12 protein-coding genes are annotated in these 14,516 nt (G+C 65.3%); 3 read left to right on the forward strand and 9 right to left on the reverse strand.

What is annotated here, in order from left to right; translation table 11 throughout:
• Nucleotides 1-2 precede the first annotated feature (2 nt).
• The 5 genes from ACREXZ_RS24150 to msrB all read right to left on the reverse strand — a co-directional run bounded on the left by ACREXZ_RS24150 (nucleotide 3) and on the right by msrB (nucleotide 6,175).
• Nucleotides 3-1,079, reverse strand: a complete 1,077-nt coding sequence (locus tag ACREXZ_RS24150; protein WP_431766640.1) for an LLM class flavin-dependent oxidoreductase — start codon at nucleotides 1,077-1,079, stop codon at nucleotides 3-5.
• A 239-nt stretch (nucleotides 1,080-1,318) separates the two neighbouring features.
• Complete coding sequence (locus ACREXZ_RS24155) at nucleotides 1,319-2,755, reverse strand: MFS transporter (RefSeq protein ID WP_431766641.1); 1,437 nt, start codon at nucleotides 2,753-2,755, stop codon at nucleotides 1,319-1,321.
• A 141-nt stretch (nucleotides 2,756-2,896) separates the two neighbouring features.
• Nucleotides 2,897-3,637 (reverse strand): peptide-methionine (S)-S-oxide reductase MsrA, encoded by a 741-nt coding sequence (gene msrA, locus ACREXZ_RS24160; RefSeq protein WP_431766642.1) that lies wholly within the window; start codon nucleotides 3,635-3,637, stop codon nucleotides 2,897-2,899.
• A gap of 57 nt (nucleotides 3,638-3,694) precedes the next feature.
• Nucleotides 3,695-5,572, reverse strand: a complete 1,878-nt coding sequence (locus ACREXZ_RS24165; protein WP_431766643.1) for a cytochrome c biogenesis protein DipZ — start codon at nucleotides 5,570-5,572, stop codon at nucleotides 3,695-3,697.
• Between the two features lie 45 nt (nucleotides 5,573-5,617).
• Complete coding sequence (gene msrB, locus ACREXZ_RS24170) at nucleotides 5,618-6,175, reverse strand: peptide-methionine (R)-S-oxide reductase MsrB (protein WP_431766644.1); 558 nt, start codon at nucleotides 6,173-6,175, stop codon at nucleotides 5,618-5,620.
• Between the two features lie 175 nt (nucleotides 6,176-6,350).
• Between msrB and ACREXZ_RS24175 the strand changes: the two genes are divergently transcribed.
• From ACREXZ_RS24175 to sfnG, 3 genes are all read left to right on the forward strand, one after another.
• On the forward strand, nucleotides 6,351-7,070 hold the full coding sequence (locus ACREXZ_RS24175; protein WP_431766645.1) for a response regulator transcription factor: 720 nt from the start codon (nucleotides 6,351-6,353) through the stop codon (nucleotides 7,068-7,070).
• Entirely contained in the window at nucleotides 7,067-8,590 is a 1,524-nt protein-coding gene (locus tag ACREXZ_RS24180; protein ID WP_431766646.1) for a HAMP domain-containing sensor histidine kinase, read from the forward strand. The genes ACREXZ_RS24175 and ACREXZ_RS24180 overlap by 4 nt, the downstream gene beginning before the upstream one ends.
• Before the next feature lie 161 nt (nucleotides 8,591-8,751).
• On the forward strand, nucleotides 8,752-9,855 hold the full coding sequence (sfnG, locus tag ACREXZ_RS24185; RefSeq protein WP_431766647.1) for a dimethylsulfone monooxygenase SfnG: 1,104 nt from the start codon (nucleotides 8,752-8,754) through the stop codon (nucleotides 9,853-9,855).
• Nucleotides 9,856-9,872: 17 nt separating this feature from the next.
• Here the strand turns inward: sfnG and ACREXZ_RS24190 are convergent, their stop codons facing one another.
• From ACREXZ_RS24190 to ACREXZ_RS24205, 4 genes are all read right to left on the reverse strand, one after another.
• Nucleotides 9,873-10,880: a hypothetical protein gene (locus tag ACREXZ_RS24190; protein WP_431766648.1), complete on the reverse strand. Its 1,008-nt coding sequence runs from the start codon at nucleotides 10,878-10,880 to the stop codon at nucleotides 9,873-9,875.
• Nucleotides 10,881-11,107: 227 nt separating this feature from the next.
• Nucleotides 11,108-12,736 (reverse strand): glycosyltransferase family 39 protein, encoded by a 1,629-nt coding sequence (locus ACREXZ_RS24195; protein ID WP_431766649.1) that lies wholly within the window; start codon nucleotides 12,734-12,736, stop codon nucleotides 11,108-11,110.
• 26 nt (nucleotides 12,737-12,762) lie between these two features.
• On the reverse strand, nucleotides 12,763-13,224 hold the full coding sequence (locus ACREXZ_RS24200; RefSeq protein WP_431766650.1) for a GtrA family protein: 462 nt from the start codon (nucleotides 13,222-13,224) through the stop codon (nucleotides 12,763-12,765).
• Complete coding sequence (locus ACREXZ_RS24205) at nucleotides 13,217-14,287, reverse strand: glycosyltransferase family 2 protein (RefSeq protein WP_431766651.1); 1,071 nt, start codon at nucleotides 14,285-14,287, stop codon at nucleotides 13,217-13,219. The genes ACREXZ_RS24200 and ACREXZ_RS24205 overlap by 8 nt, the downstream gene beginning before the upstream one ends.
• Nucleotides 14,288-14,516 lie beyond the last annotated feature (229 nt).

Genomic DNA, 14,516 nt, shown 5'->3' on the forward strand with positions numbered 1-14,516 from the left:
GTTCACGCGGCGTGGCGCACGCGCGACGTCAGCTCGCGCACGGCGGGAATCAGTTCGCGTCCGTAGTCGAGTGCATCGTCGAGCGGGTCGAAGCCGCGGATCAGGAACGTCGTCACACCGAGTTCATGATACTCGGCCAGCGTCTGAGCGACCTGCGCGGGCGTACCGACGAGCGCCGTCGAATTCGACCGGCCGCCGATCTCCTTCGCGACCGCGGTCCACAGCCGATCGTCGGCGCGCACACCGTCGCCGGCCGCGGCGAGCAGCCGGCGCGCGCCTTCGCTCTGCAGTGGGCCGCCGGTACCGAGCCCCTGTCCGGCGCGCAGCCGCCGGGTTTCCGCGAGGACCGTTTCGGCACGCTCCCACGCGGCGGCCTCGGTCGCGGCGAGAATCGGCCGGAACGACACTGAGAAGCGCACGTTGCGGCCGTGCTTCGCCGCCTCGGCGCGCACGCGCGTGACCTGCTCGTGCACCTGCTGTTTCGATTCGCCCCACAGCGCGTAGACATCCGCGTGCTTGCCGGCGACTTCGAGCGCGGGCGCCGATGCGCCGCCGAAATAGATCGGCACGTGCGGCTTCTGCGCCGGCTTGACCTCGGAGAACGCCTGCTCGAAGCGGTAGTAGCGGCCCTCGTGATCGAACGGTGCGGTCTCGGTCCACACGCGGCGCAGGATCTGCAGGTATTCGTCGGTGCGCGCGTAGCGTTCGTCGTGGGCGAGGAAGTCGCCGTCGCGGCGCTGCTCGGTATCGCTGCCGCCGGAGATGAAGTGCACCGCGAGACGGCCGCCGGACAACTGGTCGAGCGTCGCGAGCTGGCGTGCGGCGAGCGTCGGCGCGACAAAGCCCGGCCGGTGCGCGAGCATGAAATGGATGTGACTCGTGACGCTCGCCGCGTAGGCGACCGTCAGCATCGCGTCGGGGCTCGTCGAGTGATACGGCACGAGGATGCGGTCGAAGCCCGCCTGTTCGTGCGCCTGCGCAAACGCGCGCAGGTAGTCGATGTCGATCGCGGGGCCTTGCGGCAGATGCGTTTCCGAGACCTTCTGCGGCTGGATCATGCCGATGATTTCGACGCTCACGCTGACTCCTCGAGGGCGGCGACACCCGGTGGGCATCGCGCGGATGGGCAAGGGCAGCGTGCCGCGGATCCCGCGTGGAGCCTGTCGCACACGACGACGCGCACAACAGCAAGAGAACGCGCCCGGGCACCTGCCGACTGCCTCGCAGGTTAACGCCGGGCCATGCAAACCTTAAATATTAAATTCCGATAAACATATCGGGCTTGCATGTTTGCGGCGAGGGCGTTGACGTAGGCGCGTCAGTGTCCAGCGGCTGGGTTGGCGGTCTCGGTGGCCGTATCGACGCGCTTGCCGCGCGCGATCTCGTCGCCCGCGTCGTGGGCGAGGCGGCGCGTGATCGGCACCGACGCGAACGAACACAGTCCGACCACGATGAACGCTGGCCAGAAATCCGACCAGGTGAGGGTGGGGTGCCCGTGCAACGAGCGTGTGATCTCCAGCACGATGCCGGCGATGGTCACGCCGAGGCCGAGCGAGATCTGCTGCACGACGCTGCCGAGGCTCGTCGCGCGGCCGATGTCGCGGCTTTCGATCTGCGCGTAGGTCATCGAGTTCAGGCTCGTGAACTGCAGCGCGGGGAAGAAGCCGCCGAGCAGCACGACGAACCAGATGACCCACACCGGCGTGCCGGGGAAGAACGCGCCGCACGCGGCGATCGCGATGCCGGAGAACATCGCGTTGTAGATCAGTACCTTGCGAAAGCCGAAGCGGCGCAGCGCGGTGACGGACATCGTGCGCATGAAGATGCCACCGAACGCCGACGCACACGTGATCAGCCCGGACTTGAACGCAGTCATCCCGTGGCCTTCCTGCAGCACGAGCGGCAGCAGGAATGGCACCGCGCCGAGGCCGATGCGGAACAGCGAGCCGCCGAGCACGCTCGCCTGGAAGGTCGGCACGCGGAAGAAGCGCAGATCGAGCAGCGGACGCGGCGCGCGCCATGCGTACAGCACATAGATGCCGAGCATCGCGAGGCCGACGACGGTCATCGTGACCGCCGTGCCGACCGACACCAGATCGCCGTCGACGAGCGACAGTCCGAGCAGGAACAGCGACGCGCCGCCCGCGGACAGCACGAAGCCGAGCCAGTCGAGCGGACCGGGATGCGGCTCGCGCGTGTTCTTGATGTGCTTGTTGGTCAGGTAGATGCCGAGGATGCCGATCGGGATGTTGATGAAGAAGATCAGCCGCCAGTGCAGATAGGTCGTGATGAAGCCGCCGAGCAGCGGCCCGGCTGCGGGGCCGAGCATCGCGGGCACGCTCAGGTAGTTCATCGCGCGGATGAAGTCCGAGCGATCGACCACACGGAAGATGATGATCCGCCCGACCGGCACCATCATCGCGCCGCCGACGCCCTGCACGAAGCGCGCGAACGTGAACGTGAGCAGCGAAGTGGACGCGGCGCACAGCAGCGAGCCGGCAATGAAGATGCCGATCGCGGTGCGGAACACGGTGCGCGCGCCGAAGCGGTCGGCGAGCCAGCCGCACACCGGAATGAAGACGCCCAGGCCCAGCACGTAGCTCGTCACCGCGATTTTCAGGGTGACCGGATCGTGACCGAAGGCGCGCGCCATCGCGGGCAGCGCGGTGACGATCACGTTGGCGTCCACGCTCTCCATGAACATCGCGCACGCGACGATCATGGGGGCGATGAAAGCCTTCGGAGCAAGCAGCATGGACAGCGCGGTGACGGATCGGACGAAGGAGAGCCGTGATTATTACATCGATGCCACCGTTTGAGCAGATTGTTGCGGACGTTTAATCGGGAAAATGCACGGCGCCCGCACACACAAACGCGTGCGGCGCCATGCGGTGCCTTACGTGCCCGAGACCTTCAGCAGCACCGGCTGATCGCGATACACGTTCGGGAACATCTTCTTCAGCGAGCCGACCTTCGGCATATCGTTGATCGCGATGTACGGATAGTCCGGATGCAGCGCGAGGAAGTTCTGGTGATAGTTCTCGGCCGGATAGAAGCCCTTGTACGCTTCGATGCTCGTGACGAGCGGCTGCGAGTAGGCGTGCGACGCGTTGAGCTGCGCGATGTACGCTTCCGCGACGTGGCGTTGATCCGCGTCCATCGGGAAGATCGCCGAGCGGTACTGCGTGCCGTGATCCGGGCCCTGGTAGTCGAGTTCGGTCGGGTTGTGCGCGACCGAGAAGAAAATCTGCAGCAGATGGCCGTACGTGATCTGCGTCGGGTCGAAGACGATCCGCACCGACTCCGCGTGGCCCGTGTCGCCTTCGCTGACGGTTTCGTATTGGGCGGTACCGGCCGCGCCGCCCGTATAGCCCGACGCGACCTGGGTGACGCCGCGCACGTGCTGGAACACGCCCTGCACGCCCCAGAAGCAGCCGCCCGCGAACACCGCGGTTTCGCTATGGTTCGCGGCGACCTTTTCGTCGACGGTGGGCGCGGGGATCTTCGTCACGTCCTCGCCGGACTGCGCGACGCCGTGCCACATCAGCGCGCCGAACGCGACCGCGACGGCGGCCGCGATGCGTGCCGCGGGAGAGCGCAGCCCGCGTTGGGCTGCCGAGACAAAAGGTTGGGTCATGATCGCCGCTCCTTGATGTGCGGGGTGGGTCGTAAAAGTATGTCGTGCGGGTATCGTTTAGCCGAACGTGAACGCGTACGCCTCTACACCAGGGTCGAGAAACCTGATCTCGAACGTATGGTCGGCGACGTCGCCGGTTTGTCGTACCAGTTGATACAGCCGCTGCTCGTGAATCGTGCCGCTGCCGTCGGCGGCGACGTCGGTGCCGTGCGCCGTGCCCGGTGCCGCGCCATCGATGCTCACGCGGAACCGCACCGGCTTGCCGTCGGCATTCGGCCCAAGCACCAGATGCAGGTCGCGCGCATGAAAGCGGTAGACGATGCAGCCGTCCGCGTGTTCGAGCGTCGCGTGCTCGGAGCCGACTTTCCATGTGCCGACGAGTCCCCAGTCGTTGACGGCCGGTTGCGTGGGCGTTGTGTACGCATGCGAGCGGTTCTCCGCGGCACCGCCCGGCGACGCGAAGTTCTCCGCGCGCTCGTAGCCGATGTAGGTTTCCGGCGACTGCATGTCGGCGCTGTCGGCGGCAGCCTGCACGCCTTGTGCAGCCGTGGTGCCAAGGCCCGTCGAGACGGCTTCCGCGCCCGTGTGGCCCGCTTCGGCCAGCAGTTGCTGGATCACCTGCTCCGAATGAGCGTAGTCGCCTTCGCCGAAGTGGTGGTAGCGGATGCGTCCCTGCGCGTCGATGAAATAGTGCGCGGGCCAGTACTCGTTGCCGAACGCACGCCAGATCGCGTAGCCGTTGTCGATTGCGACGGGGTAGTCGATGCCGAGGTCGTGGGTCGCCTTCTTCACATTGTCGATGTTGCGCTCGAACGCGAACTCCGGCGCATGCACGCCGATCACGACGAGCCCTTGATCACGGTACTTGCTCGCCCACGCCTTCACATACGGCAGCGCGCGCAGGCAGTTGATGCACGAGTAGGTCCAGAAGTCGACCAGCACGACCTTGCCGCGCAGACTCTGTGCCGTCAGCGGCGGCGAGTTGAGCCACTGCACTGCGCCGGTCAGCGAGGGCAGTGCGCCTTCGACCGGCAGCGGCGCGGGTGCGGAGCCCTGCGCGGGCAGGGCGGTGCGCATCATGGCGCCCGCGGGGACTGCGTTGTTTCCCGCTGTACTTTGTGCTGCGCCTTCTGTCGGCGCAGCACCGGCCGCGGCCGGCATTGCCGGGCCGTCCGTGGTCGTGGCCGCTGCGGTGTCGTGGGCCGGGCCTGCATTCGGCGAGAGTTTATCGACCAGACGCTGTTCGATGCCACCGGTCGCGACCGTCGACAGGCGCGTCAGCACGCCGGTGTCGAGCCCCAGCGAGATCGCGACGACCCCGAGCAGCATCGCCGCGCCGATACCGCGGCGTATCCATTCGCCCGCGCCGAGCGAGCGCTTCATCGCGGTGAACACGCGTCCGCCGATCAGCAGTGCGACCGCCAGCGACGTCGCCGCACCGGCCGCATACGCGGCAAGCAGCAGCGTCGTGCCGACGCTTGCGCCGCGCAGTGCCGCACCCGTCAGCACGAGGCCGAGGATCGGACCTGCGCACGGCGCCCACAGCAGACCGGTCGCGATGCCGAGCAGGAACGACGAACGGGCGCTCACCTGACCGTCGGCCTGCGCGAATTCGGTCAGGCGGCCACCGACGCGAACGAGCGGACCCATCAGACGATCGGCGAAGCGCGGCAGCAGCAGCGTGAGACCGAACACGGCGAGCAGCACGATCGCGAGCCAGCGACCGTACTGGTTCGCCTGGGTGACCCAGCCGCCGCCGACCGCGGCGAGCGTCGCGACCAGCGCGAAGGTCAGCGCCATGCCCGCGAGCAGCGGCAGGCTGCTGCGCATGAACGGCTGGTCCGCGCGCGAGAAGACGAACGGCAGGACCGGCAGGATGCACGGGCTGAGGATCGTGAGAACGCCGCCGAGGTAGGCGAGGACGATGAGTAACATGATCGTTCGGGGTTAAAGAGGTAAGCGATGCGGTAAGCGACGCGGTCAGGTGGCGGCCGGTGTGAAGGTCATCGCGTAGCCGTTCATGCAGTAGCGCAGGCCGGTCGGGCGCGGACCGTCGTCGAACACGTGACCGAGATGGCCGCCGCAGCGGCTGCAGTGCACTTCGGTCCGGACGACGCCGAACGAGCGGTCTTCGCGGGTCGCGATCGCGTGGTCGAGTGGCGCCCAGAAGCTCGGCCAGCCCGTGTGGCTGTCGAATTTCGTGCGCGACGAGAACGCGTCGAGACGGCACCCCGCGCACGCGAACGTGCCCGCGTGATGTTCATCGTTCAGCGGGCTGGTGTACGGCCGCTCGGTGCCTTCGCGGCGCAGGATTTCGTATTGCACGGGCGTCAGCAGGTGACGCCATTCGTCGTCGGTGTGGACGACGTCGAAATGTTCGACGGCTTTCATCGCGCCTGCGGCGCCGGTCGAGGCAGCAGGCTCGGCGGCGTTCGCCGTGCCGGTCCAGGGCAGGCCAGGCAAGCGCCCGCGAACCAGGGTCAACAGTGCGGCGGCGGTTGCGCCGCCCGCCAGCAGAAACAGTCTCCGGCCTTGCATGATGGGCTCCTGAGAAAACCCGTTGGGTGGATGACGGCATCGTAAGCCCGGGCCGATGTCCAAGTCCTCACAGAAAGTTAAATTAAATGTGATACTCCGGCGCGCCGGAATTCTGCACAATGACAGCCTGTTCCGCCCTTGCTGCGCGGCCCGCGCCGCGCCCGAACCCCCGCTCATGGACCACCCGAAGCGTGTACTGATCGTCGAAGACGACGTCGATATCGCCGACGTACTGAGCCTGCATCTGCGCGACGAACGCTACGAAGTCGTCCATTGCGCGGACGGCAACGAAGGCCTGCGGCTGCTCGAACAGGGCGGCTGGGACGCGCTGATCCTCGACCTGATGCTGCCTGGCGTCGACGGCCTCGAAATCTGCCGGCGTGCCCGCGCGATGGCGCGCTATACGCCGATCATCATCACCAGCGCGCGGTCGAGCGAAGTGCACCGCATCCTCGGCCTCGAAGTCGGCGCCGACGATTACCTCGCCAAGCCGTTCTCCGTGCTCGAACTGGTCGCGCGCGTGAAGGCGTTGCTGCGGCGCGTCGACGCGCTCGCGAAGGATGTGCGCATCGACGCCGGCACGCTGCAGGTCGGCAACCTCTCGATCGATCCGCTAACCCGCGAAGCGACCGTCGACGGACGGCGTATCGAACTCACGCCGCGCGAATTCGATCTGCTGTACTACTTCGCGCGCCATCCGGGCAAAGTGTTTTCGCGAATGGACCTGCTCGACGCCGTATGGGGCTATAGCCACGAAGGCTACGAACACACGGTCAATACGCACATCAACCGGCTGCGCGCGAAGATCGAAGTGGATCCTGCGCAGCCTGCCTGCATCCTGACCGTGTGGGGTCACGGCTACAAGCTCGCTGCGCCGTCGAAGGACGCGCCGTGAAGCTCACGCTGACCCAGCGGCTGTCGCTCGTGTTCGCCGCGCTGCTGCTCGCGTGCTGCGGCGCGTCGGCGTGGCTGCAGATCCGCGCGAGCGACCTGCACGAGAAAGAGGTCGTGCAGGAACTGTCGCGCGGACTCGCGCAGCACATCGCGCAGTCGTCGCCGCTGATGGGCGACGACGGCCTGCGGCCGGACGCGGTGCGGCACCTCTTCAGTCAGTTGATGGTGGTGAATCCGAGCGTCGAGGTGTATCTGCTCGACAGCGAAGGCCGCGTAAAGGGCGACGATGCGCCGCCTGGACATCTGAAGCGCGACCGGGTCGATCTCGAGCCGCTGCGCCGGTTCATCGCCGGCGAGCCGCTGCCGATTCTCGGCGACGACCCGCGCAGTGTCGACGCCCTGAAGGTGTTCAGCGCTGCGCCGCTGCGGATGGACGGCGACACGCCGGCGGGCTACATCTACGTGGTGTTGCTCGGCGAGGCGCACGATGCGCTCGCAGCGCACGTCGCGGCGAGTTCGGTGCTGCGCACGACGCTGAGGTCGATGGCGCTCGTCGCGTTGCTCGGGCTCGTTGCGGGGCTGGCCGCATTCCGCTTGATCACGCGGCCGCTGCGCCGGCTCACCGACGCGATGCGCGGCTTCGATGCGCATGGCGAGCCGCGGATACCGGACGTGGGAATTGCTGCCGCGGGTACATCGATCGGTAGCAGCGACCGCGACGAGATCGCAGTACTCGAGGCCGCGTTCGCGCAGATGGCGGAGCGGATCGGCGAGCAGTGGCGCGAGCTCACGCGTCAGGACCAGCAGCGGCGCGAACTGGTCGCGAACATTTCGCACGACCTGCGCACGCCGCTGACATCGCTGCACGGCTATCTGGAGACGCTATCGCTGAAATCGGATTCGCTCGGCGAGGCCGAACGCAAGCGCTATCTCGCGATCGCGCTCGCGCAGAGCGTGAAGGTTGGCGCGCTCGCGCAGGCGCTGTTCGAACTCGCGCGGCTAGAGCATGGGTTCGTGCAGCCGGCACTCGAAGACTTCTCGCTCGTCGATGTCGTGCAGGACGTGCTGCAGAAGTTCGAGCTGACCGCCGAAGCGCGTCGCGTGCATCTGCGCGCCGACGTGCCGCATCGCGTGCCGAACGTTAACGCCGATCTCGGCATGATCGAGCGCGTGCTGACCAATCTCCTCGATAACGCGATCCGTCACACGCCGGCGGACGGCGTCGTCGAAGTCGCGCTCGCGGGGCGTGACGGCAGGGTGTCGGTGACAGTCAGCGACACCGGTCCGGGCATTCCGGAAGCGCTGCGCGAAGGGTTGTTCCAGCGTCCGTTCAATGCCGGCGGCGCGCATCGCGGCGGCGGCCTCGGGCTGCTGGTCGTGCAGCGGATGCTGCAATTGCATCGCAGCGAGATCCGGCTCGTCGAACAGCCGGGCAAGGGGACGACGTTCCGTTTCGATCTCGCGGCGTCGACGCCGCTCGCTCCGCCCGCGCTCCCTCAGGGCTCGTCGAATGGCGGCTGAACACGGCGTTGTTCGTTATTGAGTGTTTGCTATTGCGGGTCCCCCGCTATCGATAGCAATTTTTATTGTTTCCCTGCCTCCGTCGCGATCGATACGGTATACGCAACCCGTATCGACTCAACCGACCGTTCGCCTCTGCGCGAACCTGCAAGGAACACGTCATGACGACCGGACAAGAACGCACTGAGTCACTGCAATTCGCCTACTGGGTGCCGAACGTGAGCGGCGGTCTTGTCGTCAGCAAGATCGAACAGCGCACCAGCTGGGACATCGACTACAACCGCCGGCTCGCGCAGACCGCGGAGCGCAACGGCTTCGCGTATGCGCTGTCGCAGATTCGCTTCACCGCCGGGTACGGCGCTGAGTACCAGCATGAGTCGGTCGCGTTCAGCCACGCGCTGCTTGCCGCGACCGAGCGCCTCAAGGTGATCGCCGCGATCCTGCCGGGACCGTGGCATCCGGCGGTGGTCGCGAAGCAGCTCGCGACGATCGATCAGCTGACCGGCGGCCGCGTCGCGATCAATGTCGTCAGCGGCTGGTTCAAGGGCGAGTTCACCGCGCTCGGCGAGCCGTGGCTCGAACACGATGAGCGCTATCGTCGCTCGGAAGAATTCATCCGGGCGGTGAAGGGCATCTGGACCGAAGACGACTTCACGTTCAAGGGCGACTTCTACCGCTTCAACCATTACACGCTAAAGCCAAAACCGCTGCAGCAACCGCATCCGGAAATCTTCCAGGGCGGCAATTCGGCAGCCGCGCGACGGATGGCCGCCGCGGTGTCCGACTGGTACTTCATGAACGGCAATTCGCTCGAGAACCATCGCGCACAGATCGAAGAAGTCCGCGCGGCCGCGGCGGCGCAGGGACGCACCGTGCGCTTCGGCGTCAACGCGTTCGTCATCGCGCGCGATACCGAGGAGGAAGCGCAGCAGGTGCTGCGCGACATCGTCCGGCATGCGGATACCGATGCAGTGAATGCATTCGGCGACGCGGTGAAGCAGGCGGGCCGCGCATCGCCGGAAGCGAAGGGCATGTGGTCCGAATCGAAGTTCGAGGACCTCGTGCAGTACAACGATGGTTTCAAGACCGGCCTGATCGGTACGCCCGAACAGATCGCGCGCAAGATCGTCGCGCTGAAGGCAATCGGCGTCGATCTCGTGCTCGGCGGGTTCCTGCATTTCATCGAAGAGGTCGAGTACTTTGGGCAGCGCGTGCTGCCGTTGGTGCGCGAACTTGAAGAAGCGGGGGCGGCTGCGACGGTGTGAGCCGTCGCGGTGCGTCTTCATTCACCAAGGTCGAATCGGGACCGGCGAAGCTCGATTGCTCTCCGGGATGCATCCACTGCCTCTTTCTGTTGCGGGAAAAACTGTTCAATCGTCTTGAGCTGTTCATCCAGGACGCCGAGTACGTGTCCATACTGTTCCGGCGTCATCCCATGCGTTGCGCTGACAATTTCATTGAAACGAGGTTGCCAGCCTTCGTCCGTGAAGCCGTGGAACGGCAATGGGCCGGCTAGCGCTTCGAGAATCGGCTTCTTCTCCGCGCCGCTCATACCATCCATTGCATTCAGTACTTTGGTGAAATTGCCACTCGCGTACTTAAGGGAGTCGGGGCTGTATGGTATCGGCGATTTGAGCACGTTCACGGCAAGACTCTTTAGCGCGGGTGCCCGGCTGACCGGAGCGTAGGGTGCTATGTGTTTGAAGATTTCTTCGAACCCTGTCTGCTGATTCTCCGGAGCAAGCCGCGGAAGCGCGCTGCCGAGCGTGCTCATACCGTTATCACGATGAATATCCGGATGCGCGTGGCTAAGAACAATAGCGGAGATTCTGAAATTATCCAGGGACAATGTGCCCACCGTTTTATTCATAAAGCTGGTGATCTCGGCCTGGCTTTTTTCATCCAGCTTCAGGGGCGGCACCTTGCCTAGATTCGCTATGGTCGGCGGGCGGTCGCCGAGCAGTTCCAGAAAATCGGTCAACCCCGGTTCACGATTTTTTCGAACCCGCATCGTCTGAAGCGCGTCCGCCAGAGTCTGCGGGTCGCCGTCGACTCTGGACGAAAGTGCCGGACTCTTTGGCGATGGAAGACTGCTTTCGCGCATCTTTGCACTGGCCGGCCGGGAAGGACTCCGCAGCCGGTTGGAAGACAATTCTTCAAACTGGCTGTTCGGCGACGACGGGGACTGACTGGTCGCAGGCGATGTCGCACGACTCTCCGGCAAGGAAATGTCTGCTGGGTTCGTGTACGAAGGAATGGAAATCGACAGCTTGCCGCTAAAAGAAGTCATTGATTACACCCTGATAGATAAAACTATCATAGGGGGCGCGTGCGAAAAACGTCACGGACAACGCGAAGCACGCGTTCATCATGCGAAGTCGCCATCCCACTCCAGTCACATTTCGATCAGTTTGCTGATGCCATCGAGGAGGGGGCTGCTTCTGTCCGTTCGGGCGGTCATTGATTTTCTGGTCGAACACGTTCCGATTGCCGTGCAGTGTTGAGCGCTGCTGCATGTCACTCGAACAACTCGAGCGTATAACTCTCCGAATCGACGAACATCCTCGCATGCGGCTTGTGCGCGACGATCTCGCCGCGCACGATGCCAGTCGGATCGTAGGTCCCGACGCCGCGTGTGACGAGCCATATCCGGCGATGACTGTCGCTGGCCGCGCGGATTGTCGGGCGGTCTGCATCGGTCGGGCTCGGCACACCGAGATTCCCTGCGCGATACGGCCGCGCGAGACCCGGCGCCGGAAAATCGGCGGGTACCACTCGCATCGGCGGGAACGACGGCTGGTTGCGCGCGTAGAACTCCAGCGGCGGCTGCGCCTCACCGGCATCGACGATCACGAGATCGCCGGGCTGCGCATGCGTCGCGATCGTTGCGGTCAATGCGCGCCAGTCCTCGCTCGGATGGCGATAGAACTTCACGACCTGCATTGCGCTCAATGCGGCGATCAAACCTGTGACGACGAGCGTTGCCGCACCTGGGCGGCGCAGCGTGCCCAGCCCGGCGACGATCCCCAACGCGGCGAGCGCGACGAACTCCGGCGCCATCCACGCAAACAGACGATCCATGAAAATCGGCCGCACGAGGCAACTGATCAACACGACGATCGTGAATGGCAGCACAAGCACGCACGCGAGGTGCACGGCGAGCGAACGCTGTGCGCGCCAGACCGCGCGCAGACCTAACGCCGCGAACGCGGCCATCGGCACGAACGCCCATTTGCCGCCGGCGGCGAGCGTCCAGGCGGCGGGGAACTCGAGCCAGTTCAGCTGGATCCAGAAGTTCGACGCGACGTTGCGGCTCTGAAACAGCAGGAACGGCAGATACGGCGACCACAACGCGACCGCCACCGCACCGGTGACGCCGAACAGCAGCATCCGCGGCGCGATGCGTGTGCGGTCGATCAGCAGCGTCGTCGCGAGCCCGACCCACACCGCGAACACGATGAACATCGCGGTGTTGTGCAGCCACAGCGTGAGCGCGGCGCTTAACGTCAGGCCGATTGCGGCGGGTACGATGGACGGTGCTTTTGGGACGTCGAGCGGATGGATTCGTACATGAAGCCGCGCATGCAGCAGCGTCAGCAGGCGCACCGAACACAACGTCATCAGCGCGGCGGCGAGCGTTTCGAGCGCATATGGCCTGGCCTGCTGCGCGAACTCGATGCTGCCTTTGTTGATCGCGAACAGGAACGCGGCGAGCAGCGCGACGCGGTCGCCGGTTGGCCCCGCGCGCAGCAGCTTGCCGCTCGCGGCGAGCAGCACGACCGTCAGCACGCTCGCGATCACCGACGGCATCCGCAGGGCGACCTCGGTACTGCCCGCGAGCATCATCCATCCATGCAGCAGCGTGTAGTAGAACGGTGGATGCGTCTCGTAGTACGGCACGTCGTGCCACAGCGTGTGCAGCGTCTGCGATGCGAACCAGAAGCTGTAGCCTTCGTCGGTCCACAGCGAACGGCTCGACAGCGTGACGAGCCGCAACGCGACCGCGAGCACGGCCACCGCCGCAACGGCGAGCCAGAACGCGACGCGTCCGGATGTCGCGTGCTCGCGTGGCGGCGTGCGGAGTCGGTCGAAGAGCGCCGTGGCGATGCGGCGTGGCTCCGGCTGCGTAGTGTCGGTCAGGTCCATGCGTTTCCCCGGTCAGCGGTAAGCGGTCAGCGCAACGTCGTGTCGGCCGATGCGTGTGATGGTTCGTGTGCATCGGGCCGCTGCCGGAACGTCCACGCCGAATTGACCGTGTACGTCATCGCAAGCGACAGCGCGGTCGCGATCAGTTGCGCAATGAGGATGGGCACATGCAGCTGTTGCGTCATCGCGTGCATGACACACCAGGTGAGTGCGACGCCGGCCAGTGCGGTTGCGAAGAACTTCGGTATCGACGCGACGTGATCGCGTGCGCCGTTGCGTGCGTCACTCCGACTCTCGCGAAACGTCACGAGATGATTGAGCCAGTAGTTGACCGCCGCACCGAGCGCGGCGCCGACAGCCGACGCGGTCGCGGGCGTCGCCCAGCCGGCCGCGGTGCCGGCGAACAGCGCCGCGTACTGCACGGCGGTGCCCGCCGCGCCGACCGCGATGTACGCGGCGAACCGTTTCAGACTGGCCGCATCACGCATCGGAGCGTTTCTGGTAGCGCGAGCGGATCAGATAGACGGGTCGCTTCTTCGACTCCGCGTAGATCCGGCCGATGTATTCGCCGAGCACGCCGATGCCGACCAGCTGCACGCCGCCAAGCATCAGCACGGCGGTGAAGACCGACGCGTAGCCGGGCACATCGATGCCGCGGATCCATGTGCGCAGCACCAGATAGAGCGCATAGCAGAATGCCACCGACGCGACGCCGCTGCCGACGTAAGTCCATACGCGCAGCGGCAGCGTGCTGAAACTCGTGAAGCCTTCGAGCGCGAAATTCCACAGCTTCCAGCCGGAGAACTTGCTCGTGCCGGCGATGCGCGGTTCGCGAACGTAGTCGATGGTCGCGGTGCGGTAGCCGACCCACGCGAACAACCCCTTCATGAAGCGGCGCGTTTCGGGTAACTGCTTCAACGCATCGGCGACTTCGCGCGTGAAAAGGCGAAAGTCGCCGACGTCTTCGGGGATCGAGATGTCGGACACCGCGTTGTGCGCGCGGTAAAACCACTTCGCGGTCTGCCGCTTCAGGTACGAATCGGTCGAGCGGTTCGAGCGCCGTGCGAGCACGACGTCGTGACCTTCGCGCCATTTCTCCACGAGTTGCGGAATCACCGCGGGCGGGTCCTGCAAGTCTGCATCGAACGGCACGATGATCGAGCCGCGCGCTTCGTCGAGCCCTGCGGTCAGTGCGGCTTCCTTGCCGAAGTTGCGCGTAAGGTCGATCACGCGGATGCGCGCGTCGCGGCTCGCTTCGAGCGTCAGCAGCGCGAGCGTGCGGTCGCGGCTGCCGTCGTTCACGCAGACGATCTCGAACTCGGTCGACGGAATGCTTTCGAGTACCGGCGTGACCGTGGAAAAGAACTGCCGGATCACGTCTTCTTCGTTGTAGAAGGGGACGACGAGGGACAGCAGGCACGCGCTTTCGACTTCGCGGCGTTCGTTGGATGAATCGGTCGACGACGAGGGTTCGACGGTGCGTGAACGACTGGTCTCGATCGGCGTGCTTGCCCGTCCCTCGGTACTTGTGTTCGAGAAAAAAGATTCCATGCTGGCTCCACTCGCCGTTATGCCCGCCATCGCTTGAAACCCCTCCGACTTCTCGCTGCCATGTTTCACGCGAAGCACTATTTAGCTCTTCATTGCAGGACATCTCGTGCCACGGAACGCGCGTTAGCAATCAGGTCGGGCTGCACAAGGGGTTCTTGCCGCCATGCGTCAAAACTATCACCGGATGAACGACGAAGTAGGTTCGGTATCGCACGAAGCAGCCTGACGC

This window comes from Paraburkholderia sp. (assembly GCF_050742655.1).
Taxonomy (GTDB): Bacteria; Pseudomonadota; Gammaproteobacteria; order Burkholderiales; family Burkholderiaceae; genus Paraburkholderia.